Genomic DNA, 22,305 nt, shown 5'->3' on the forward strand with positions numbered 1-22,305 from the left:
ACGATGCTCCGCACTCTCTTTCTGATCGCCTTAACGTTTGTCGTCACGACAAAATCGGATGCTCAAGGCACCGACGCCAATCCCATCTATCTTGACCAGGGTGTGGATTGGACCGCGGCAGCGAGAGCTGACTTCTATTCGCGCGATCAGGGCTCGCGTTTGATTACGTTGTCTTGGATGCAGGCGCTGAAGCAAAGGAACGGACAGCCATTCCTCGCGGATGGTTTGTCACGGTACGGCTATCTACCGAATCCTGCAAACACGGCCAATCTTCCCGTCGGCTTTCACGCTTCTGGCCCTCAAGACTTCCAGGTCGTCGGAATGACCTGCTCAGCCTGTCACACGCGCCAGATCGAAGCTGATGGCAAGATGTATCGGGTGGATGGCGGTCCGGCGTTTGTAGACTTCTACGCATTGCTTGGCGATCTGGACAAGGCTGTGGGCGACGTGATTGCCAGTGACAGCTCGTTCGCTCCGTTTGCTGCAGCTGTCCTGCGGTCCACAACGCCGGACGCGGCCGACGTTGCGGATCTTCGTCGGCAGGTCGAGGGGTGGTACTTGCGGTTTCACACGCTTATTGTGCGCGCGCTGCCCAAGACCGGCTGGGGAGTTGGCCGTCTGGACGCTGTGGGGATGATTTTCAACCGCATATCCGGACTGGACATAGGCCCGCCGCCCGACTTCATGATCCCGGGAAACATGAAAACCGCGGACGCTCCCGTGAGATACCCATTCCTCTGGAATTCGCCGCGGCAAGATAAGACGCAATGGCCTGGCTTCGCAAAAAATGGAAATGACATCTTGGGGCTGGCTCGGAACGTTGGCGAGGTTCTGGGAGTATTCGCTACGTTCGAGCCGAAGCGCCAGGGCGCGATCATCAATTTTCTTGACAATAATTCCACCAATTTCGACGGCCTGAGCCAGCTTGAAAACCTGGTGAAGCGGATCGGCCCTCCGAAATGGCCCTGGACGATTGACGCTGCTTTAGCCGCGCGCGGCAAAGCGATTTTTGAAAGGGATTCCGCTGAAGCGGGATGTAGCGGTTGCCACGGGATAGAAGACGGAGAGCAACGCTTTCCATTTGTCAAAACATGGCGAACTCCGGTCCAGAACGTTGGTACCGATACACGAGAATACGACATCCTCGCCTGGAAAGCGAATACGGGCGTGCTGAAGGGAGCGTACATTCCCTTCGCGACCGCCCCCCTAAAGGAGAACGATGAGATTCTTAACATTCTTGCGACCTCGGTCATTGGTTCGATCGCGGAACACCTGTTGGCCGGCGGCGCCCCTTCAACCAATGCCCGGGTGGCAGCGGCGCCAGATCCGGGATCGTCGGACACACCGGAGTCTCTGGGGCTGGTGCGGCTACCGCCAACGCTGCAGGATCTGCTAACGGCTTTCGATACTGTCAGCACCTCGGAAGCAATCAAGAAGGCCAGGCGGCAGGGAGCAGAACGAGCGTCTCACGCTCAGCTCCCTCCGTGGGGCTCCTACGAGGCCCGTGTTCTGCAGGGTATTTGGGCCGCCGCACCTTATCTCCATAACGGCTCGGTCCCGACGCTGGCGGAATTGCTCAAGCCATCAGGGCAGCGCAGATCGCAGTTTAGCGTCGGACGGAAATACGACATTGAAAACGTTGGTCTTGCTGCTACCCAGGAGCCGCTGAGCGACACTCTATCCGTGACGGACTGCAGCAATATCAACTCTGGAAATAGCCGATGCGGCCACGAGTACGGGACAAGTTTGAGCGATCAGGACAAAAAGGCGTTGCTTGAATACCTCAAGACACTGTGACCCGCTTAGGCGCCCCTCTTTGACCGGCTTCCAGCCTGCTGCCGGTTCCAGTATCGTTTGCGCAAAAGACCCTCATTCACCGAGTTCTCGCTGCCGGCGCGAGCATTGGAGTGGACATCTGATCCAGCGCAGCTGCTCAAGGTCGCACAAGTGATGGCCCGCCAACGTTTGCCCCTCTGCCGTACGCGTCGCTTGTGTGTAAGAAAAGAGGTTCCACATGCTCCCAAGCTCAACAGTGCATCACAAAGAATGCGTTCGCTGTGGTTCTGGATTAGTGACCCTTGAGTGGCACGAGCTCGTCAACGCGAATGAAGCTCAAGATCTTTGGCGCTGCTGGAACTGCAAACACCAGTTTGTCTCCGTCGTCACTTCAGATGAGAGGGAGCCCTCAGCCGCAGAGATCACAAGACCATTCTTTACGAGCCTGCTGGTGTGACCAATGACGCCGGAGCAGGTCGACCTTGTCAGGACTGCTAGGCCACGCCGTGCCCGGCATCAGCGGGCGCTATATCGGCGAGCTAGCCATGCTGCGCTCGACTGAGTTACGCGAGGCGCAAGAGAAGATCAGCGCTCACGTGTTCAAGCTTCTCGGGTTGAAGCTTCCACGGGGTACGATGAGGGCCGCCGGCTAAGTCGGGGGCCTAAGCACGGACGATCTAATCCAATCTGCCAGGTGAGCGGTCACTTGATACTCGCGCGCTTTGCGCAATATCGCGTCGCGCTTTGCGCATGCCGGCATTTGGTCAGCGCGGCTCCTTAAGCGCGCCGCCTCTTCCAACAGGCGGTCAGTAAGGGGCTTTGTTAGCTTGAAAAGCCTCCGGTGTTTGGTCATGCACGTTCTCCCCGGATGTGTACCTTAGACCATGCGATCTCTGCCGAGAGAAACCTATGCTGGGTCGCTGGCAACACGATACGCGGGCGGGTTGGAGCGGACCGCCCGCGCTAGTTCTCACTTTGACGTTAGTGTCCCGCGACATCGGGGCCAAGCAACCAAGCCCAGCAACTAGCGTGCCAAACAATCGCACGCGGCCCGAAAAGGCTCTGGTCAGCCGTGCCTTGAGGATTGGGGCGGCTCGATCCTAGCCGGTATCAGGACGCCACGTCCGCGAGATCAGCGGATCAATCCGATCATCGTATATGGTCACAAGCTCGCCGGCTCTTAGGCCAAGGCCCTTCAAGTCGGCTTCGCGGAGTTCGGAATTCGAGATCGCTGCTTCGCCCGCGCTGGCCGCCAATGAAGCCTTTACTGCTTCTGCCGCATCGGCGATTGCGACCGCATAGGTTACATATCGAAGCTTGCCGTCGTCTTTGGGGACGCCGATCGTAACCATCCATCCTGCTGCCATCACTCCTCCGATATTCAAGACAGGCGGTTACTCTACGCATTCACCCCTAGCAGCCACCTCCCAATAGCGGCAGGATTGCAAATCCGTGGCGGCCCAGTCCGCAAGATCACGGGACTCTCTTCCATGCGTGGCGCGAGCTGCGCTGGACTGCGACTTGGAGGAACGCCGCAGTGGCGAGCAAGTTTGAGCGGATCGACACTGTCGCGCGGCCGGTCAGGCGGCGGCGGTTATGGGCTGACGGTCAGTCGGTTTGGCGATGACCTCGATCCCGTCGTTGAATGTCACACCGAGAACGAGTTTTGGCAACTGGTTGTGGCCATCGAGACGACGCCAGCTTTTCTGCGCGGCCTCAAGCAGTTTGAAGACCATCGCGAGCGCCGTTCTGTTGGACAGGCAGCCCTTCGATCGGATCGTGCGGTGGCGCACGGTAGCGAAGGTGCTTTCAATGGGATTGGTGGTCCGCAGGTGTTTCCAGTGTTCGGCCGGGAAGTCGTAGAACGCCAGTAGCGTGTCCCGATCCTTGCTCAGGCAGTCGGCCGCCTTCTCGTATTTGGGCGTGTAGCTCTCGATGAAGGCGTCGAACGCCAGCTCGGCGGCGGCCTTGGTTTCGGCCATCCAGATCTCCTGCAACGCGCGTTTGGCTTTAGGCTGCTGGCTCTTCGGCAACTTGGCGATCACGTTGGCGGTCTTGTGTACCCAGCAGCGCTGCTCGCGCGTTTTCGGCCAGACCTCGCCGGCGGCCTTCCAGAACCCGAGCGCGCCGTCGGCGATGGTGAGCCGCGGCGGCACGCCGAGCCCGCGCCGCTTCAGGTCGAGCAGCAGATCGCGCCAGTCCTGCGCGCTCTCGCGGGCGCCATCGGTGAAGCCGACCAGTTCCTTGCGGCCTTCCGGCGTCGCGCCGATCAGCACCAGGATGCACTGCTTTTCGTCTTCGAGGCGTGCTTGGAGATGGATGCCATCGGCCCAGATGTAGACGTAGCGCTTCGCCGACAGATCGCGCCTCTGCCACGCGGTGTGTTCGTCAAGCCAACCGTCCTTCAGACGGCCGATGGCGGATGCCGACAACCCGGCAGCATCCTTGCCGAGCAGCGCCGCCAGAGCCTCGGAGAAGTCGCCGGTGGAGATACCCTTCAGGTAAAGGATCGGCAGCAGCGTCTCGATCGATTTCGAGCGGCGCATGTAGGGCGGCAGGATCGACGGAGAGAACCGGATGCGGTCGGGATCGGTAGCCTCCGCCTCGCGATCGCGTACACGCGGCTGGCGGACGCCGACCGGACCGATACCCGTCATCACCTCGCGTTCCGGCAGGTGACCGTGGCGCACGACGCGCTGGTGGCCGTCCGCAGTCTTCAAATCGGCATGCTTGCCGAGAAAGTCCGCGACCTCGGCCTCGACCGCCTGGGCCAACAGAGCACGCGCCCCATTGCGCAAGATTTCGGTGAGTTGATCGTCGACGTTTCCTGGCTGAATCAACTTGATGATGTTATCTTTGGACACGGCATATCGCTCCTTCGGTGGAGAAGTGGAGGCGTCAAGCACCCCCACGATATGCCGCCTTCCCGATTCCCGCCGTCACCAACTTTCAGCGATAGCTCGTCTCCGTGCGCGCCAAAGCCATCCTCGCCGGGATCATCGATCGCTAGGGGGCGCCGGGGGCAGCGCAGCAAATAGCCAAATCAAGCATCGGGCCGTACAGCCTGCCGGCTCCGATCAATAGTTCTTCCGCGACAATTTCGATAGCGCGCCAGCTTTCCGCCACGAGCGTCTTTGCTTTCGCCTCATAGTGCTCGCGCGGCTCCGGCAATTGCGTCATTGCGCTGGTGATGTTGGCTTCGTCATCGCCAGCACAAAGCAGCCGGCCGGTGAAGCGAGCTTCCGCGAATGGCCCTGCCATCGTGATCAAGATTTCAGTCTTGGGGCTGGCCTTCTCGTGCCACATGTGCCCAATGCGACCCATAAAAGGAATGATGGCAACACACGCGACCTCTATGTCTAGTGCGCGAGCAATCACTGCATGACCCGCCTCGTGATATGCAGCGATCTCGCGCTCTTCGAATACTTCGGTGTACTCCTGCTCGATATCCGGAGGATGGCAGCGCGACCCCAGGGGCCTGACATTGCTAGGGCGTAACTTTAACGCGCGCATCCGCGTTATGGAAGAGAGCTTCCGTTTTGGAGGCCGCCTAGGTGTCGGCCTACGCGCTTCGAGCTTCGCGATCGCGGCAAGCACGACGGCCGTTGCGACCTTCCGTTGAGACCATTGTGTGAGCGCCTCAATGGCGATCTTCAACGCCCCTTCACGGGTCATGGCATGATCTCCACAGCGTGCACCAACCAGAGCATTTTCCGATCACGTCCAGCATGGAGCTGCCAAAGCCCATCCGGCGAAGTCATAGGCACCGAAAGGACTCGGCATGGCCAGGGCAACCTCTGCGGTCACGTCGGTTGTGCGCGTCACGAGGCCGCGGTCCGGATGGTAAGATGCCGCAGCAGCGCGGCGATCTGTGGCCATATCATTGGGCCGGCGTCCGGCTCGATCTCCGAGCCAACCGCCCAAGGGTGCAGCAGCAATTCCTACTGCATTGCTGACGACCGTGCTCGCAAAGGCGAGAGGCGGCAACTTGCAGGACGTTTCGGGCAGGACACTGCGCAACCAAAATCCGAACGGCAGCGTACCGGCACCGAGCAGAAACGCGATCCGCCATCCGTACGCGTCCAGCGCCTCGCTTGTTATGGCGACGGAGAGTATTTCTCCGACCAGCGCTCCGCGCCGTTTCTTTCGCTCCGCCTGACTAGCACTACTTTGGCAGATTTTGGCGATTGATCGGCGAAACTGGATTGAACGAAGCCGCTGCCGCGGCGTAGGGGGCAAGGTGGCATAGATCGCCTCCTGGCTGAGAGGATGTGGGTGTTGGAGCCCACCCCCTCAGACAGGAGTATCGAGATGGCCGATTTGAGCCCTCTTCGCCGCCGCATGATCGAAGACATGACCGTCCGCAATCTGTCGCCGGCGACGCAAAGATCCTACATCAGCGCGGTTTCGAAGTTCAGCCGCTATTTTGGCCGATCGCCTGACCGGTTAGAGCTGGAAGACGTCCGCGCCTTCCAGGTGCATTTGGTCTCGACCGGCATCTCATGGCCGGCGCTGAACCAGATCGTCTGTGCGCTACGGTTTTTCTACGGCGTCACGCTCGGCGAGGCGCTCATCCCAGAGCGCATTCCCTATGCGCGAGAACCGCGCAAGCTGCCGGTCGTTCTCAGCGCCGACGAAGTGGTTCAGTTTCTTGAAGCGGTATCGAGCCGGATCGCGCCGCTCGGGGAATACGCAGGACAACTTCGCGGCCAAGCCGAGGCGCCGGTCCGCCATGGCCAGAAGCATGACGCCGCCATCCGACGTCAGCTTGCCGCCGTCGAACGAGGCTGTGATCTTCTTGCGGGAAACGGCTGGAAATGAGAACGGCAGACTCGTATCGTCGGTCATGGCGAGTGTGGCGGCCCGGATGCGCGGAGGGTGGGTGTCAGCAACCGAATCCTAACGCCATCTCAGCGGCTTACGCCACGCTCGCCAGCCTCTCAACAAGCCGCTGATGAATAAGACGGGCTAGCCGAGCTAGGCCGCGGACAGTGGATCCCCGATTTCACCGCTTGAGGGGTTCCGGGTTTTCCTTGTGTATCCTGATGAGCTCCATCAGGTTTTCGATGCCGAAGCCGGTGAACGCCATGACGCCTTCGTCACCTATGCCGTAAACCCAGATGACGCCGTCCTCCGGATCGGAAGCAGGAAGCGCGACGCTGCTGCGCCGTCCGCCGGCGGCGCCATCCGCTTGTCCACGCAGACCAGCTGCAGCAGCTCGGCCATCGCGCGCTCGCCGGCCTCCGCCAGGCTAGCGCCGCTGATGATTACGGGCGGCAGCGCTCTTCCAGTTCTTCAGTCGCTGCAGAACTTCTCTAACTTCAAGATTGGGGCCGTTCCGTTCAGCGTCCTTATTGCGGCCGGTCTGGTCGCGGTGGTTTCGATCCTGATCAATGGCACCATCGTTGGGCGGCGCTATATCGCGGTAGGTGCCAATCCAGCGACGGCGCAATCATCCGGCATCAAGATTTTGCGGTATCAGATTGGTACATATGTGGCGGCGGCCATTTGCTACGCGATCACCGGAATTCTTCTTGCAGGCTTTGTCGGCTACGCCTCGCCTACCGCAGGAAGCGACTACCTCTTGCCAAGCATTGCTGCAGTCGTCGTGGGAGGCACTCCGTTCACAGGCGGTCGTGGAAGCGTGATCGCAAGTGGCGCCGCAGCCTTGTTCATGGCGCAACTGGGACAGATGGTGCTCGCGCTCGGGGCGGGACCGGCTCAGCAATTGCTCGTTCAGGCCGCAACAATCGTCTTGGCGACCTCGATCCGCAGAATTCCGGCCAAATCGCTGCTGCCGTTCACGAACTCTCGCATGGCAGAGCAATCGACTGGTTCCGATGCGAGGGGTTGACGACCGAGAAAGTCGCATCGGCGGGCGCCCACTTAGGCGTGGAGAGGACGAGCTTGACGGTTCATCAGCAACACCTTCCGAAAAACGACTATGAGCCTTCCCAGCACCATTGCTGAAGTCCCCCAACATAACCGCCGGCTGTGGGTGACGAATGAGAGGTAATATATTGCTTACACTCGAGCGATCCTGTCTCGGGCGACTTCCGAGGGACGGCGAAGACAGCGGATGGCGGCGCGTACGGACAAGTGAACTTGGCGCTTGCAGGCTAGTAGGGGATGCTCCACTCAACTAGAATTGAAGAGGCTCGAACATGGTTGGAGGCTTCATCATGGCCGCGATTACTTCACTTCCGATTGCTCGTCCCGTCGCGATCCCCCTGCGGGAAATCTTGCCTTGGGCTGTCTTCGGAGGCTTGTTGCTTGTTCTCGGTATCTACTTCATCGGCGTGGAGCAGGGCGCGACAGCATTGTTCAACGGCACCTATGTGCATGAGTTTGTCCACGACGGGCGTCACCTCCTCGGCTTCCCCTGCCACTGAGCATCGCTTTCGTCCGACGAGTTTCCAGGATGCTCGTCGGATTTGGGCAACGTTCGCCTGGCGAAGCGAATATCGATGATGGGAAAGCTCCTTGCGCGCGGGATGATTGTCGGCCTCGTCGCCGCGCTTCTCTCGTTTGGCTTTCTCAAGGTATTTGGTGAGCCGTCGATCGAGCGGGCGATTGCCTTCGAAAAGGTGATGGAGGCGGCCGCGGCGAAACAGGCCGCTCACGAAGGGGCGCTACCGCCGGCGGGCGAGAGTGAACCGGAACTCGTTAGCCGGGGCGTTCAGTCTGGCATCGGATTGCTGGTTGGCTTGTGCGTCTACAGCGCGGCCTGCGGTGGTCTCTTTGCCCTCGCGTTTGCGCTAGCCTATCGACGCATGGGCGATTTTAGTCCTCGAGCTACGTCGGCTTTGCTTGCGGCTGCGGGATTCATCAGCGTTTACGTGACGCCGATGCTCAAATATCCGGCCAGTCCGCCGTCTGTCGGCCTGCCGGAGACGATCGACATGAGAACGAGCCTCTATTTTGCAATGGTCCTGATCTCGCTTGCAGCGATGATCGCGGCAGGAGTGCTGCGGAGGCGCGTCAATAGCCGCTTTGGCGAGTGGAATTCGGCGCTAATCGCGGGGGGGGGCTATGTCGTCGTGATGATCTTTATTTCGCTAGCGATGCCCGCACTCGATGAAGTACCCGACGGTTTCCCGGCCACGTTACTTTGGCAGTTTCGCATCGCGTCGTTTGGTGGCCAAATCGTCATGTGGGCAACGCTGGGTCTGTTGTTTGGCGTAGCGGCCGAGCGAGCGCTTGTCGAGCGGCGACTACCTTTACGCGACGCGATGGTATGAATGGTTGCGCGCCGGACCGGCACGATCCGCCTTCATCTGCTGTGTTCAGCCTCCACATGCTCACGCAATGCTGTTGCATTCGCATCCGACGGTTCTCTCGATTCTAGCGTTCGAGAGGGACTGTCTAAGCTTCCCGGCCATCTCTCCTTCTTCAATGCTGTTTTGCGCAGCCCGTCACTTTGCGCGGGCCAGACTGCGGAGATGCTTGGCCTCGAGGCAGCAGTCCTGCCGCAGTTGCGGGACTGCGATTTCGGCTCCTGGATAGGGCTATCCCTTGAAGAAGTTCGACTAAAGGCCCCTGAGGGTTTTGCCGTCTGGCTACGAGATCCACGTGCCGCACCGCACGGAGGAGAGTCGTTCGTGGATGTGGCGAGGCGCGTCGGCCAATGGATGGACGGGTTGTCCTCCAATCCTCGCTCAATCCTTGCAATTTCGCACACGTCGGTCATCCGCGCAGCAATCGTGCATGCTCTTGGAGTCGGCCCTGACTCTTTTCGGCACATCGACATCGCGCCGTTGACGCGAGCCGAACTCTCAGCATTTGGCGAGCGCTGGACATTCTCGGCGCTGGTGCCCTTGAAGGATGTGCGATGACCAGTCGGCTCGAGAGAATGTTGGCCAATGCGGGGTGCGTATGGCTCTTCACCGTCGCCTCTTGGCTCGCGGTCTGCGCACCAGCCTGGGCACATCATCAAATTGTGCGAAAAGGCCCTGTGGTCGGGATTGCTATTCCTGCTATTGCTCATGGAGAAATGCTCGTCATTGCCAAATATCGTGCCACGATCCTCGATCAGGCCACTCACCATCTGCAAACGGATCCGATCTTCCTCCGGCTCGCGGGTTTCGTCAGCCTGCAATACTTTGCGTGTGTTTGGGGCCTTGTTCCGGGTAGTCTGACCGATGAGGGTAGTCCCTTCAATGAATGCTCGCACGCCTATCTCGCAGGCGCACGTGCGCTCTTGGCGCACATGGCAGAAATGAGTGACGGTCAATCGGCTGCGAAGGCTCTTCAAGAACGGATCAACACTGAGCTCAGCAGTGACCCCGCCTTTGGCGCCATCTGCTCGAACAGTGCCGAAACCTTCGATAGCGGCGTCATCGTTTGGCCGGACTGGGGCATTGCATTCACGCATTCGCCCACCGTCCTGATGCTTTCCGGTTTGTCGGCGCTCGCCGTCATTGGACTCTGGAGTCTTCATTTTATCTTCAATCTGAAAAGAAGGGCGACGCGTGCCTCGAACCTAATCCCCTTTTGAGTTGTGGGCAGACTGGAGATCGCTCAGCTTGCCATCATCGACGAATGAAACCGATGTTTTCCGGACAAGCACAATGACGGCCGCGATAGAAACGATGACCAAGAGCATTGACGTGGAGATCGATCAGCGTGACGTTCACGCCACGCCAATGATTCCCTCTAACCTTCGGCGGCGTTGTGGCAAATCGTCCTCTGTTTGCGGGAATGACTTCAAGTGCGTTCCGCGAAGACCTGCGAGCGTGATCTCAAACGTCGCTCGAATTTCCAATCCACCCGTACAACCCAGCTAATGCAATGGTCACCCAGTCGCCCGCACCAAATGCGCCTTGCTCTCATTCCCTGCCAGCAACCGATCAAGCTCGGCACTCCAGGCACCCATCTTCGGGAGCGGCTGCGTCTCGCGCTCGTACCGGAACTCCGTCGCTTGAGAACGAATGACCTTGCGAACCACCTTCCGCGATACGCCAAGTTCTCGGCAGATCGCCTTGATCGGACGACCATCAACAAAGTAGGCGCGACGGATCTTACCAATCGTCTCCACCACCAGCATCCCAACCTCGGCTTCCATGACTCGATGGAAGCCACTGTGGCCCTTATCCCGGGGTCCCGATTGGATGCCGATCACCCCGAAAACGGGGTCCTTATTCCATGCCGAAACACACCGCTGGGCGGCAAAGCCGATCATCTCGCGCAACAGATCGGCATCAGGGGTCTTCTCCACGAGCGTCCGCAGGTTCATCATATCGTCGGTCATCGGTGGTTCCTCGGTTGCGTTGGCGTGTCGCAACCCGATCCTACCGGAGAACTGCCGGTGACCACCGCAAAGCCGCCCGCCCGCTACGGCGCTATTTGAGGCGCGCGTGCGGGCGGCTTTGCTCTACCGACCTACACCATCACTGAGGACACGACCAACGTTCGGTCTCGGCACGCTACGAGAAGGCCCCGCGAACTGGTTGTGGCCACGCCCGTCGGCTGAGCATGAGCACAAACGGCTTGAAGCGCACGTAGCGTCAGGTTGTACGATCATAGGTGTTTGCGAACGGCCCTAGAGCCGTTCATCGAGGAGTAAAAATGCTTCGATTCTCAAATGGAGATCCACTTAGCCTTACTAGCGCGGCGGCGCGAGCGATTGAGCTCGGTGAGCTGGATGCCTGTTATCGCGAGCTCACAGGCCGCCAGCGTCCGTAGAACAGAAGAAACGGCTGGTTATTTCACGATGCAAGTAGCGAGAATGAGTGATTGAGCGACGATCTCCATCTTGAAGAGAAAGCCATCAAGGCGGTACTATTTTACCGAGAGGCTCTTACCGCTGCCGAGAAGTCTGAAACCGTGCAAGCGCTCGCACATCGAGCGCTCATGAACATGCTGCCCGAGCTCGAGCGCGCAGTTCTCGAGGATCGATCTCCATCAATACGGAGCAAGCTGTTTGATGCCGGTGCGAAAGCGGTCGTTCGATTGAATGAGGCGCGGCAGGTCTTGGATGAGGCGACCGCACGGTTAGAGGGAGCTCGCCAGGCCCTGGCGGCTCTCGAGGGGCAGCTCGGATACATTCCAAATGTTCCGGCGACAGCAAATCGAATTTAGATGACGGCTGCGTGAGCACTGTCGTGAACTGACGGAGAAGATCTGGATGGCTCGCGTCGCGAGCGGGCATCTGAAAGTTGAGCCCGCAATGTAGCGGGGTCTATCGCGTCAGCACGTCAATTTCGCTGCTCGACCGTTGGACAATGCGGCGCCTCCGATCTGCTCGCATTCCTGAGGCAACCACGATGCTCGGCCCGGCGCGCCGCCGAAGTGTCTCGCGGAGAACGCGCAACGCTCTTAAGAAATTGATAGTGCAGCAAAATCATGTTGGAACTCGATAGACAAGTCGCTGATTGCGCTCGTTAGAAATGTCACCGCAAGGCCCGGCGAGGAGGGCGCACGGACGCGAAGCTGGCCGGGGTTGCGCAGCGGCCGGGCGCCCGGATGAGAGCCCCAATGCCAGCGACGGCGACTGGTCGAGTTGCGGGTTTTAGCCCGCCTTGAACAAGCTCGGACCTTGGCCACGTCGCCGCGGAGCCTTCTGGCTGCGGCTGAAGTCGAGCAGCTTCTGCTGCTCGGCAAGTGTACGCCAGAACCGACCCTAACCGCTTGTTCTCGACGATCTCCGCCTGGTCGACTTGTCGCGCCTTGTCGAACGTCCGGTAGGGCGGCGCACGGCCCCTGTGCTTGATCACAAGCCGCCCGTCCGGATGGTCGAACACAGTGACGCGCTGGCGGGCGAGGGTGCTCGTAATCTCGTTCGGCTCGAGGATGAACAGCATCTTGTCGTATTGCAGCGTCAGACTCTGCGATACCGTGCGCTCTTTCTTCCAGGCAAAGGCATCATCGACGACGTCGTGCTCAGTCAGCGGTCGATGCACGTCCTTGTCACTGAAGGGAGGCTTCGCAAACCGCCGATTGTAGCCTTCCATGAACGCGGGCAAAAATGCGTTGCTGGCCTCGATGGTTGAGATTCCGGCCAGCCGCATCTCCTTCAACAGACGATCTTGCAGCGTTCCATTGGCTCGTTCGACGCGCCCCTTCGACTGCGGAGCGTTGGCACAGATGATATCGATGTTGAGCTCGTGCCGTCACCCCCGGGCGCCCCGACCCTTGTTTACCCGTCGCTGCAAATAGGCGCGCGTCGCAGCTCTTCTAACGGTGGTCTATTGCTCGCATAACATAGATTATGGAATAATTTCGCAATTCTTGGAATATGACTGAAGATGACTCCGGAATACTTTGTTATACTTGCGCGGACGTTTTGTCCAGATCAGCCGGCTTGCGGCGTGTCGCACGCTGGCTCCAAGCACGGAAAGTGTCGCTGGACGTAACCACGGCGGGTTTTTCGTCTGAGCCAGGATTCGAGGGCCTCGACGGCCTGTACATGTCCATCGAACAGATCGAGCCGCCGTCGACCGCGCCCACCGAGACGGCCCCATTCACGCACCAATGCCCTATCGCCAAACAGCGTCGGCTCGATCGTAAGCACATAGAACCGCGCCATATTGCGGGCCGGATCGCGACGCTCGAGCACGAGGTATTGCACGGTGAGTTCGGACATGCGCCAGAATCGCAGTCGCCGAATCGACCGTCCAATTAAATAAATGAATCGATCAGGGCCAACGATTCAGAAATCTAATGCGGAAGATGGTCTCGAAGAGACCCTCACGCACATTGTAAGGACGGCGGAGTCGATAGGTCCTTTCGTATACCTTGACGGTTGTGACGAGGCACAGGCACAATCTCTTTAAAGACAGGCTTCAAGATCGAGGGATGTGGACTATGGCTTCTGGGCACGACGCCCACCAGTGCGTATCGCAACTGCGGCAGACATTGGCTGCTGATAAACTCCCGATTGGATTCTTTCTCGGTGCTGGATGTCCGTGCGCCGTTATGGTCCAGAATGAGGACAGTACCGGAATGTCCTCAATCATTCCTGATATTCGAGGGCTCACCTCGTACATTGACGGGATCCTCACCGCGAACGATGAGGCGAAAGGTCCCTATGCAAAGCTAAGAGCCCTCTTTAAGGAAGACGAAGTCGAGACTCCCAACGTTGAGCTAATGCTCAACCGGGTAAGACAATTTCGCGAAGTTGCCGGCAAGGCCGGCGTTCGGGGCCTGTCCGCCGACGAGTTATCCGTACTTGATAAGCACATCTGCCAGTCGATCCGATCCAGGGTAACTCGATCGCTTCCTCCTCCCTCGACTCCCTATCACTCTCTTGCCGAATACATTGGGCGCCATCGTTCACCCTCGACAGAGCTGTTCACTACAAACTACGACCTTCTTCTCGAAGAGGCACTCGAATATCATCAAGTTCCCTATTTCGATGGATTTGTCGGATCGTCTCGCCCCTTCTTTGATCAGAAGGCGATTGAGGATGTCGAAGTGCCCCCACGATGGGCTCGATTGTGGAAGTTACACGGATCCATCAATTGGAGATTCAACCGGGCGTCGAAGGCGGTATTCCGCACTGAGCGCGAGGATAGTGGTGACGAGCTACTCATCCATCCGTCGCATTTGAAATACGACGAGAGCCGCCGGATGCCCTACCTAGTTATGGCAGATCGTCTGAAACACTTCTTAAAGCGCGGTGAGCGCCCTGTTGCTCTTTTCATCATGGGATATTCCTTCGGCGACGAACACATCAACGAAGCCCTGATCGACTGCTTGCGGTCAAACCCGTCGGCAGCTTGCTTCGCTATGCAATATGGGGCTCTTGCGAGCTATCCGACCGCTATAAAGCTGGCCATGGACAATTCGAACCTGTCCGTGATGGCAAAGGATGGAGCCGTGATCAGACGGCAGGAGGCGCCGTGGCTTATGACACCGACCCGAGATGCTTCTGCCTTGTCTGATGTGTTCACCGTGCATCCCCTCACCGCGGGAGCCGATACCGATGCTCCGCGCCCCTGCGATTTTGAAATCGGCAACTTCGCAAGGTTTGGGAACCTATTGCGCTTGATCGCGAACGCCGCGACCGAAACAAGGTAGATTGGCATGTCTCGGACGGATCCGACTCTGCTTGGCACCGTAGAGGATGTGAGCGGCGCTACAATTCGAGTGAAGCTTGGAAGCGAGACGGTCTCTGGACTCAGCTTCATCGAAGGGCAAAGCTATCGTGTTGGACAAGTGGGTGGATTTGTCCGTATTCCACTCGGATTTGTGAACCTGTATGGAGTGATTTCGCAGGTTGGTGCCAGTGCGGTACCGGAACGTCTCGCAGAAGTGGAGATACACGGCAACCGATGGATGACAATCCAATTGGTCGGGGAAGGCCAACCCGGAGCGCGGTTTGACAGGGGCATTTCACAATTTCCGACAGTTGGGGATACTGCCCATCTTGTCACAGAGACTGACCTGCGCACGATCTACGGACGCCCGAATGACGATCGCTTCGTTCAAGTCGGTCAGCTTGCAAGCGCGAGCAGCATTCCAGCCTTGGTAGAAATCGACAAGCTTGTTACGCGCCACAGCGCGGTATTGGGCACGACCGGGTCCGGCAAGTCGACGACGGTCGCGGGATTGTTGGCGGCTCTTTCGGATCGTGGCCGCTACCCCTCCGCTCGGATCCTGGTCATTGACATCCACGGAGAATACGGAAGAGCGCTTCAAGACCGCGCAGCGATATTCCGAATCAATCCTGATCTCAGGAAGGGCGAGCGGCCTCTTTACATCCCCTATTGGGCGATGACGCTCGACGAGTTCCTACCAATAACACTAGGCGCAATCGAGAATGCCGCCGATCGAGGTGCTGTTATAGATCGCATCATGGCGCTGAAGCTGGAAGGCTTGAGCGCCAAAGCGCGCCCAGGTGTCAACGCCGACACCCTGAGTGTCGACACACCCGTCCCTTTCAGTATCCATAAGCTGTGGTTCGACCTCCATTGCGAAATGCGCTCGACGCATTTTGAACGTGACGGACAAGCCCAATCCACCGGCACTTGGGCATTGGAAATCGACCCGGCGACAAGCCAACCCGCACAGGAAGGAAGCGCCATCAGAGGCATCCCTCCTCGATTCCGGGCCGCTAAGGATATTAAGGGTGACGTCGAAAAGATTCGGCTCAGTCGCTCCCCCCTGTCCATCAGTAGACAGATGGACGCGCTAGGCTCCAAAATTCGCGATCCGCGTTTCGATTTTTTGCTGAGACCAGGCCCGTACTGCCCTGCGGAGAACGGTAGTACGGAGCAGGATCTCGATACTCTGCTCGCTGACTGGCTTGGAGATCGCAGCCCAATCACCATTCTGGACCTGTCGAACATACCTCCTTCCATTCAATCGGAGCTGGTCGGAGCGGTCCTTCGCATTTGTTATGACGCCCTGTACTGGGCCAGAAGTATTCCGGAGGGTGGCCGGGAACGGCCACTGCTTGTCGTCCTTGAGGAGGCCCACGCCTATCTGAGTGAAAAGCAAATTGCGTCTGCGGCAGTACGGAAAATCGCTAAAGAAGGTCGAAAGTACGGGATAGGCATGATGCTCGTCAGCCAACGGCCGGCGGAGATCGATCAAACTGTTCTCTCTCAATGTGGGACTCTATTTGCGCTTCGGCTATCGAATGCAGAGGATCGTAATCACGTCAAAGGAGCAGCCTCCGACAATTTGGACGGACTGCTCGCTATGCTTCCGGTGTTGCGGACCGGTGAAGCCGTGATCATTGGCGAAGCGGTCAACTTGCCCATTCGCACGCTCATCAATCCACCTGGCGCCAACCGGCGGCCGGACAGTTCAGATCCCAGAGTAGTCGTAGCAGGATCCGAGGCCGATGGATATGAGGGGCCGGGCGGATGGAATCAAAAGCGTGATCCAGCAAAATACTCTGAGGCGGTTGAGCTATGGCGGCGCCAGAACCCTCGTCCCAGCAACGTCCATATTGAAGCGATTGATACTGAACAATTAGCAGCGGGAGACCCGAAGTGAGGCGCGATCCAGTGACTTCATCAAACATAGCCGAGGTAGGCTATGATCCGAATAGTCGCATCCTTGAAGTTCAATTTAAGACCGGTGCGGTCTATCAATATTTCGACATTTCCCAACAGGTTTATGATGAGCTTATGCGCGCATCTTCGATCGGCGGCTATGTAAATTCCAATGTGAAAGGACACTATCGCTACGCTCGCATATGACGCGATCGCATCGACTACCTGGTGAAATCAATCCAAGAATCTTAGCGTCGGTTCAGAAAGTGTCACTATGAATCAGGCGGGTTCCCGTAACTCGCCGCAGTCTGTTGACCTTAGATTGCGCGCGGCTGGTAGAGGCGAGGAACCTAGCGATCGACGACGTCCGGCGGAAAACCTAAACGAGCCGCACTTCGCGTAGTTGGCGACACAAGATAATCCTTTCCTGATGGCCGCCGTCATGCGCTTCATCGCCGCGAGAGATTCGGGGCGCGGAGCCACCGGCAGATAGGTCAGGTCGATATCGACCGATAAGCGCGGCATGTTGCGGTGAACGAGATTGATGGCGGTGCCGCCCTTGAGCGCAGAATCGGGCTCCGCCGCGACGAACGGGATCGCCTCGATCAACAAGGCCACTTGATGCCGAATTTTTCAGACAGGGGCATTGAGGTCGTCTGGGATGGTTATGAAGTATTTGGCGTCGAGTTTGCCACCCTTGACGAGCATGCGCTTTCCCGTGCCGAGATTAACTTTCGACTTGTCGATCTGCTGGAGCCAGACGTGCTGATGTCGCTCCGCGAACCAGAAGAACAGCCGTTTGACCTTGACGCTTTTGCAGTCATTCAGAAGCGTTTGCAGCCGCCGGGGACTCAGGCTCCTCAAGCCTTCCGCCAAAGCATCTACCTGATGGAAGCTTTCGTGGCGGGGCAATTCGTCGAGCAGTTCGAGGAAGGCACGTTCGGGCGTCGATACCGTGAGAGGCCCGTCGAATGGTCCAGGTATTTCCCGCGTCGTACCCGACTTTGATTCGGGCAGGCTCCCCTGCGTTGTGAATAGACTTTGCGTGCAGTGAACGCGGAATTTTTGTTTGAGCGGGAGTTTGCCGAGCCAGCCGGGAGCAGGCCGCGTTCCATATAGATGTACAGTCGAAGGACCCGTCCGGCTCAAATAGTGGCCGAGGCCTTGCGCTTCGATGACGGTACGCCCCCCGACGACGAGATCGGAGCCGAGCAGTCGCTGGAGTGAAACGACGACATTTTGCCAGGAGAGTTCGCCGAGCGGGCGCTTGAAAGTTCCCCTCGCCGGCTGAACGAGCCAGCCGGCCGATACGTATTGGCTGCGCAGACTGGTGGAGTATCCATGCCGCTCCATCCAGGCGGCATCGACCAGAAGTCCCTGCGGGAGGGTTCTTTCGAGTTTGTTTAATTTCCCGACCTTTTGCTCAGCCATACTAAGTAAATTAGCGCAACTTCAAACCATTCCGCGGTTTAAGTTGTATCCATTTCCCATAGTCAGACTAAGTAAAATCATCATCACACAAACTCATTTCGGGATCTAGAGTTGACACTATGTTCCTCTTTTGTTCTATTCTAGATTACCCCTCCTGCTAGGCTGCTCGCGCATGGCGTTCGGGTAGATCGACGTGTCGGTGGAAAACCCGCCGGCCAAGTCGAAATCGACGACGCGTATGTGGACATTAAGTCGAGCGACATCGCAATCGCGCACAGATCATGTTGAATCCGGTTGCAACGATGATGGGGAATACATGAGTTTCAAAGCAACCGCCGCTCACGAGGCAACCCTGCATTGCCCCAACTGCAATCACGAGATCCGGCTGACGGAGTCGTTGGCCGCTCCCCTCCTCGCTGAAACCCGCCAGCGCTTTCAACAGCAGCTTGCCAGCAAGGATGCAGAGATGGAGCGCAAGACCGAGACACTGCGGCTGGAACGCGAGCAGGTCGCTAAGGACCGCGAGCAAATCGAGGACCACGTTGCGAAGCGATTGACCGCCGAACGTGCCCAGCTGGTCGCGGCCGAAAGCAAGAAGGCGCGGGAGGCGGCCGCGGCCGAGCTCCAGGCGAAGGAAGCGGAAGCTGCGGAGCTGCGAGCCACCCTACTCTCCAACAACACGAAGCTTGCCGAGGCCCAAAAGCAGCAGGCCGAACTGATGCGGCAGCAGCGGGCGCTCGAAGAGGAAAAGCGCGAGCTCGACCTGACGATAGAGAAGCGCGTGCAGTCCTCTGTCAGCGAAATCCAGATTAAGGCCAGGCAAGAAGCCGACGAGGCTGCGCGCCTGCGCGTCGCCGAGAAGGACCAGACCATCGAGTCGATGACACGCACCATCGAGGAGCTTAAGCGCAAGGCCGAACAGGGATCACAGCAATCTCAAGGAGAGGTTCTTGAGCTCGAGCTTGAAGAGCTTCTGCGCGGGCGTTTTCCAACCGATTCGATTGTGCCGGTTGGCAAAGGCGAGCTTGGGGCGGACGTTATCCAACAGGTGAATGGTGCTATTGGCCAATCTGCCGGCATCATCCTTTGGGAAACCAAGCGCACCAAGGCGTGGAGTGACGGGTGGCTCGCCAAATTGCGCGACGACCAGCGTCGTTCCGGCGCTGACGTCGCTCTGATCATCTCGCATACGTTGCCGAAGCATGTCGAGCAATTCGACTTGGTCGACGGTGTGTGGGTTGCGCATCCGCGCTGCGCCCTCCCCGTCGCGGTCGCTCTTCGTCAGGCACTCATCGATGTCTGCAGTTCCCGCATGGTGCAGCAGGGACAACAGACGAAGATGGAGCAGGTTTATCACTATTTGACCGGCACGAAGTTTCGACAGCGGGTCGAAGCTGTCGTTGAGAAATTCAACGATATGCGCGAGGATCTCGACAAGGAGCGCAAGTTTATGGGCCGGCAGTGGGCCAAGCGGGAAACCCAAATCCTGGCCGTCATCGATTCGACCGTGGGCATGGTCGGCGACCTGCAGGCAATTGCCGGTAAGGCCATGCCGGATATTCCCAGCCTAGATACTCCGTTGTTGGACAACGCTGTTGAGGTCGAACGAAAAGCTGGATGATCCCTCCCCAGCCTCTTTACAGTGCATCCGCGCGCGAGCCGCCCAGGATCACATGCAGACTTCAGCCGGCTGTTCACGTCAAGCGCGTATCCAGAAGGGGGCAGCTCGCGGTCGCATTGCACGCCGAACCTTGCTCTCTCGTCATTCCGAATCCCAGCCTTGCGCTAACGGGGAACGAACGACGGGAATAAGGATTCGTCGTATCAGGAGCTGTCACATGCTGATGACGCGTGAACGAAGACCACCGATACGGACGCTGCGCGGATGGGCGATCCAGGTGCTCCGGGAAGCGGGCGCCATCCGCGAGTGCGAAGAACACGGCTGGATGCAAGATCGCGCCGATCCGCATGCACGGGAGCGGGCCTTTGATAACGCCCGTCGAGACCCGCCAGCAGGCGTCTCCCCTGATGCTGCGGCGGCCGAGGTTCGCGACGTGCTGAACTCGATCGGAGATAGCTGCCCAGAATGCTCCCCAGACTAGAAGGGCTGGCGGCGAGCCTCAACGCCAGCGCCTTTCCATTTCAGCGGCCGAGCTTCTTCTCGACCCGCTTGCGAGAATTGCCGATCTTCTTCACGGACGATGCCGCGCGGCCCGTCTTCTTTGCTTCGTAGCGGACTTCGTAGTCCTGTCCCTTGGCAGCTTCTTCTTGACCTCGTTGTCAATTCAGGAGGCGTTGGCTCTCGCCCGTTCGCGCGCCTCGCGGCGACGTTCACGTCGTTCGCGCCGCCGCTTGGCACGATCGGCGGGCTGCCGCAGCGGAGGAACAGGCGCAGGCAAGGTCGAGTTCGTCTCCCTTGGTGGAGGCACTTGGGCCACTTCGGAGGCCATAGGCCGCGCTTCCATAAATTCAAGCACCGCCCGCCCTTTGGACGTGATCTTCCATCCTCCGCTTATGCGTTCGACCAGTCCTTGTGAAAAGATGTCGAGGTCGGGCACTCTGGCCACGAGGCGCTTGGTCCGCTCCGCCCAGTCGCGGCCACTCGTCGCTAGGATGGCCATATCCCTCTTGAGGTCCTCCATCACGGCAAAGCCGCCCGGATAAGCCGCCAAAATCTTTAGGACCGTGACCTGGAAGTTCATGCCGGCCGCGACGATCAGCGCCACATCGTCGGCGCGTGCGAGAGGGCGTCGCGACCAACCTGTCTGAGGCTCTCGGGAGAGATCTCGCCTCTCGTCGCAGCCTCTAGGATCTTCGTTGCGACGTGGACGCGTGCCCCGATCTCGCGGTGCGAGACGCTTTCACAGACTTCATCGAGAACCGCGCGCAAAAGCGCGGTGGTTGCCGTATCGAACATAAGATGCCCCCATAAGGGAAAATTCAATCCTAGCGCGGTTTCGCCCGCTTGGGGATTCAGGTATGTTAAACTTTGCGGATGGTGCGCTGCACCCCCGCCCTATGCGCTGTTGCTTCGGCTTCGCGGTCTGCCGCCTTCTTGGCGTTGCGCACCGCCCGCGGGGCCGCCATTAGCCGGGCAACGAGACCGTCGTCTCGCGTGACCTCGTCGAGATTGGGATTTGCCATCCGCCTGAGCCTGCCGCGGACGACGAAGTAGTGGCCGTCTGGCATCACCGGATGCTTCAAGACACCTAAGCCGACTTTCGCTGCGGTTTGGACGCCGGCTTCTTCGCCGCGGCCTCTTTCGCCGGCTTCTTGCCCGCGATCGGCATCAGCATTTCCTTTTGCCCAGCCACCACCTTGCGCGGCTTTTTGCTTGGCTTCCTGGGTGCCTCTGTAGCGGCCCCCCCTTCTCTTCCGATGCTCTTGCGGAGCGCATCCATCAGGTCAACGACGTTCTCGCCTCGAGGCCGCGCTTTCGCGGTGACGGGCTTGCCGGCGCGCTTCTTGTTGATGAGATCGATGAGGGCGGTTTCGTATTGGTCTTCGAACTTGTCCGGCTCGAAGTGGCCCGCCTTTTGATTGACGATGTGCCTGGCGAGATCGAGCATATCCTTGGTGACTTTGACATCCTGGATGTCGTCGAAATACTCGTCGGCGGACCGGACTTCGTAGGGATAGCGCAGCAGGGTCCCCATCAGCCCCTTGTCCAGCGGCTCCAGCGCGATGATGTGCTCGCGATTGGTCAGCACCACGCGACCGATCGCGACCTTGTTCATTTCGCGGATGGTTTCACGGATAACGGCGAAGGCGTCGTGCCCGACTTTGCCATCTGGGGTCAGGTAGTAAGGACGGATCAGGTAGCGTGGGTCGATCTCGCTGCGGTCGACGAACTCGTCGATCTCGATCGTTCGCGTCGATTCCAGCGCGACGTTCTCGAGCTCCTCCTTCGTCACCTCAATGAATGTGTCGGTGTCGATCTTGTAGCCCTTGACGATGTCTTCGTTGTCGACCTCCTCACCGGTATCAGCGTCCACCTTGGCGTACTTGATGCGGTGGCCGGTCTTTCGGTTGAGCTGGTTGAACGAGACCCTTTCGGATTCCGACGTGGCCGGATAGAGCGCGACCGGACAGGTGACGAGGGAAAGACGCAGGAAGCCTTTCCAGTTAGCGCGGGGGGCCATCGCGGGGGAAC

The 22,305-nt window shown here is 58.8% G+C and carries 22 protein-coding genes and 6 pseudogenes; 14 read left to right on the forward strand and 14 right to left on the reverse strand.

Annotation, left to right across the window (positions count from 1 at the left end):
• The first annotated feature begins 3 nt into the window (after positions 1–3).
• Both HAP47_RS40475 and HAP47_RS40480 read left to right on the forward strand, forming a co-directional pair.
• Positions 4–1,797, forward strand: coding sequence for a di-heme-cytochrome C peroxidase (locus HAP47_RS40475; RefSeq protein WP_224497198.1), 1,794 nt, complete (start codon positions 4–6; stop codon positions 1,795–1,797).
• A gap of 461 nt (positions 1,798–2,258) precedes the next feature.
• Positions 2,259–2,429 (forward strand): hypothetical protein, encoded by a 171-nt coding sequence (locus tag HAP47_RS40480; protein ID WP_176396391.1) that lies wholly within the window; start codon positions 2,259–2,261, stop codon positions 2,427–2,429.
• A 447-nt stretch (positions 2,430–2,876) separates the two neighbouring features.
• Here HAP47_RS40480 and HAP47_RS40485 read toward each other — a convergent pair whose 3' ends face one another.
• The 3 genes from HAP47_RS40485 to HAP47_RS40495 all read right to left on the reverse strand — a co-directional run bounded on the left by HAP47_RS40485 (position 2,877) and on the right by HAP47_RS40495 (position 5,451).
• Positions 2,877–3,143, reverse strand: a complete 267-nt coding sequence (locus tag HAP47_RS40485; protein ID WP_173644004.1) for a hypothetical protein — start codon at positions 3,141–3,143, stop codon at positions 2,877–2,879.
• A gap of 213 nt (positions 3,144–3,356) precedes the next feature.
• Positions 3,357–4,640: an IS256 family transposase gene (locus HAP47_RS40490; protein WP_176396390.1), complete on the reverse strand. Its 1,284-nt coding sequence runs from the start codon at positions 4,638–4,640 to the stop codon at positions 3,357–3,359.
• Positions 4,641–4,782: 142 nt separating this feature from the next.
• On the reverse strand, positions 4,783–5,451 hold the full coding sequence (locus HAP47_RS40495) for a hypothetical protein (RefSeq protein WP_173644010.1): 669 nt from the start codon (positions 5,449–5,451) through the stop codon (positions 4,783–4,785).
• A 636-nt stretch (positions 5,452–6,087) separates the two neighbouring features.
• Here HAP47_RS40495 and HAP47_RS40505 point away from each other — a divergent pair.
• Positions 6,088–6,483: pseudogene (locus tag HAP47_RS40505) on the forward strand (phage integrase N-terminal SAM-like domain-containing protein); the annotation flags it as partial.
• Here the strand turns inward: HAP47_RS40505 and HAP47_RS40510 are convergent.
• Positions 6,439–6,624: pseudogene (locus tag HAP47_RS40510) on the reverse strand (transposase); the annotation flags it as partial. The pseudogenes HAP47_RS40505 and HAP47_RS40510 overlap by 45 nt on opposite strands.
• A 415-nt stretch (positions 6,625–7,039) precedes the next feature.
• Here HAP47_RS40510 and HAP47_RS40515 point away from each other — a divergent pair.
• The 5 genes from HAP47_RS40515 (at position 7,040) to HAP47_RS40535 (ending at position 10,273) form a co-directional block, all read left to right on the forward strand.
• Positions 7,040–7,630 (forward strand): ABC transporter permease, encoded by a 591-nt coding sequence (locus HAP47_RS40515; protein ID WP_176396421.1) that lies wholly within the window; start codon positions 7,040–7,042, stop codon positions 7,628–7,630.
• 328 nt (positions 7,631–7,958) lie between these two features.
• The gene (locus HAP47_RS40520; RefSeq protein ID WP_166308653.1) at positions 7,959–8,168 is read left to right on the forward strand and encodes a CbtB domain-containing protein; all 210 of its coding nucleotides are present in this window, start codon (positions 7,959–7,961) and stop codon (positions 8,166–8,168) included.
• A gap of 75 nt (positions 8,169–8,243) precedes the next feature.
• Positions 8,244–9,017, forward strand: coding sequence for a CbtA family protein (locus HAP47_RS40525; protein WP_176396389.1), 774 nt, complete (start codon positions 8,244–8,246; stop codon positions 9,015–9,017).
• Positions 9,018–9,611, forward strand: coding sequence for a histidine phosphatase family protein (locus tag HAP47_RS40530; RefSeq protein ID WP_176396388.1), 594 nt, complete (start codon positions 9,018–9,020; stop codon positions 9,609–9,611). It begins immediately after the preceding gene.
• Positions 9,608–10,273 (forward strand): hypothetical protein, encoded by a 666-nt coding sequence (locus tag HAP47_RS40535; RefSeq protein ID WP_166217296.1) that lies wholly within the window; start codon positions 9,608–9,610, stop codon positions 10,271–10,273. Before HAP47_RS40530 ends, HAP47_RS40535 begins: the two co-directional genes overlap by 4 nt.
• 303 nt (positions 10,274–10,576) lie before the next feature.
• Here the strand turns inward: HAP47_RS40535 and HAP47_RS40540 are convergent.
• Positions 10,577–10,822 (reverse strand): annotated as a pseudogene (locus HAP47_RS40540) (IS21 family transposase); the annotation flags it as partial.
• 689 nt (positions 10,823–11,511) lie between these two features.
• On the opposite strand from HAP47_RS40540, the gene HAP47_RS40545 reads away from it, so the two are divergent.
• A complete protein-coding gene (locus HAP47_RS40545; RefSeq protein WP_166107354.1) occupies positions 11,512–11,856 on the forward strand; it encodes a hypothetical protein in 345 nt (114 codons plus the stop codon).
• 430 nt (positions 11,857–12,286) lie between these two features.
• On the opposite strand, the pseudogene HAP47_RS40550 reads toward HAP47_RS40545, so the two are convergent.
• Both HAP47_RS40550 and HAP47_RS40555 read right to left on the reverse strand, forming a co-directional pair.
• Positions 12,287–12,881: pseudogene (locus tag HAP47_RS40550) on the reverse strand (ISNCY family transposase); the annotation flags it as partial.
• A 188-nt stretch (positions 12,882–13,069) separates the two neighbouring features.
• Positions 13,070–13,360: a WGR domain-containing protein gene (locus tag HAP47_RS40555; protein WP_176396387.1), complete on the reverse strand. Its 291-nt coding sequence runs from the start codon at positions 13,358–13,360 to the stop codon at positions 13,070–13,072.
• A gap of 359 nt (positions 13,361–13,719) precedes the next feature.
• On the opposite strand from HAP47_RS40555, the gene HAP47_RS40560 reads away from it, so the two are divergent.
• The 3 genes from HAP47_RS40560 to HAP47_RS40570 are packed head-to-tail and all read left to right on the forward strand — an operon-like array spanning position 13,720 to position 16,928.
• Complete coding sequence (locus HAP47_RS40560; protein WP_176396386.1) at positions 13,720–14,796, forward strand: SIR2 family protein; 1,077 nt, start codon at positions 13,720–13,722, stop codon at positions 14,794–14,796.
• 6 nt (positions 14,797–14,802) lie between these two features.
• Positions 14,803–16,722, forward strand: a complete 1,920-nt coding sequence (locus HAP47_RS40565) for an ATP-binding protein (protein WP_176396385.1) — start codon at positions 14,803–14,805, stop codon at positions 16,720–16,722.
• 11 nt (positions 16,723–16,733) lie between these two features.
• On the forward strand, positions 16,734–16,928 hold the full coding sequence (locus tag HAP47_RS40570) for a KTSC domain-containing protein (protein ID WP_224925050.1): 195 nt from the start codon (positions 16,734–16,736) through the stop codon (positions 16,926–16,928).
• 210 nt (positions 16,929–17,138) lie between these two features.
• On the opposite strand, the pseudogene HAP47_RS40575 reads toward HAP47_RS40570, so the two are convergent.
• A pseudogene (locus HAP47_RS40575) lies at positions 17,139–17,351 on the reverse strand (nucleotidyl transferase AbiEii/AbiGii toxin family protein); the annotation flags it as partial.
• Positions 17,352–17,354: 3 nt separating this feature from the next.
• Positions 17,355–18,152 (reverse strand): type IV toxin-antitoxin system AbiEi family antitoxin, encoded by a 798-nt coding sequence (locus HAP47_RS40580; protein WP_176396383.1) that lies wholly within the window; start codon positions 18,150–18,152, stop codon positions 17,355–17,357.
• A gap of 316 nt (positions 18,153–18,468) precedes the next feature.
• On the opposite strand from HAP47_RS40580, the gene HAP47_RS40585 reads away from it, so the two are divergent.
• A complete protein-coding gene (locus HAP47_RS40585; RefSeq protein WP_173644015.1) occupies positions 18,469–19,773 on the forward strand; it encodes a DUF2130 domain-containing protein in 1,305 nt (434 codons plus the stop codon).
• A 217-nt stretch (positions 19,774–19,990) separates the two neighbouring features.
• Positions 19,991–20,254, forward strand: a complete 264-nt coding sequence (locus HAP47_RS40590; RefSeq protein ID WP_176396382.1) for a hypothetical protein — start codon at positions 19,991–19,993, stop codon at positions 20,252–20,254.
• Positions 20,255–20,294: 40 nt separating this feature from the next.
• Here HAP47_RS40590 and HAP47_RS40595 read toward each other — a convergent pair.
• From HAP47_RS40595 to ku, 5 genes and pseudogenes are all read right to left on the reverse strand, one after another.
• Positions 20,295–20,429 (reverse strand): annotated as a pseudogene (locus HAP47_RS40595) (DUF3606 domain-containing protein); the annotation flags it as partial.
• An 8-nt stretch (positions 20,430–20,437) separates the two neighbouring features.
• Positions 20,438–20,854: a hypothetical protein gene (locus tag HAP47_RS40600; RefSeq protein ID WP_176396420.1), complete on the reverse strand. Its 417-nt coding sequence runs from the start codon at positions 20,852–20,854 to the stop codon at positions 20,438–20,440.
• A 14-nt stretch (positions 20,855–20,868) separates the two neighbouring features.
• Positions 20,869–21,069 (reverse strand): hypothetical protein, encoded by a 201-nt coding sequence (locus HAP47_RS40605; RefSeq protein WP_231169168.1) that lies wholly within the window; start codon positions 21,067–21,069, stop codon positions 20,869–20,871.
• 65 nt (positions 21,070–21,134) lie between these two features.
• Entirely contained in the window at positions 21,135–21,341 is a 207-nt protein-coding gene (locus HAP47_RS40610; RefSeq protein WP_176396381.1) for a hypothetical protein, read from the reverse strand.
• 20 nt (positions 21,342–21,361) lie between these two features.
• Complete coding sequence (gene ku / locus HAP47_RS40615; RefSeq protein ID WP_176396380.1) at positions 21,362–22,294, reverse strand: non-homologous end joining protein Ku; 933 nt, start codon at positions 22,292–22,294, stop codon at positions 21,362–21,364.
• Positions 22,295–22,305: the final 11 nt, after the last annotated feature.

Origin of the sequence: Bradyrhizobium sp. 41S5, from assembly GCF_011516665.3 — a bacterium.
Classification (GTDB): Bacteria; Pseudomonadota; Alphaproteobacteria; order Rhizobiales; family Xanthobacteraceae; genus Bradyrhizobium; species Bradyrhizobium quebecense.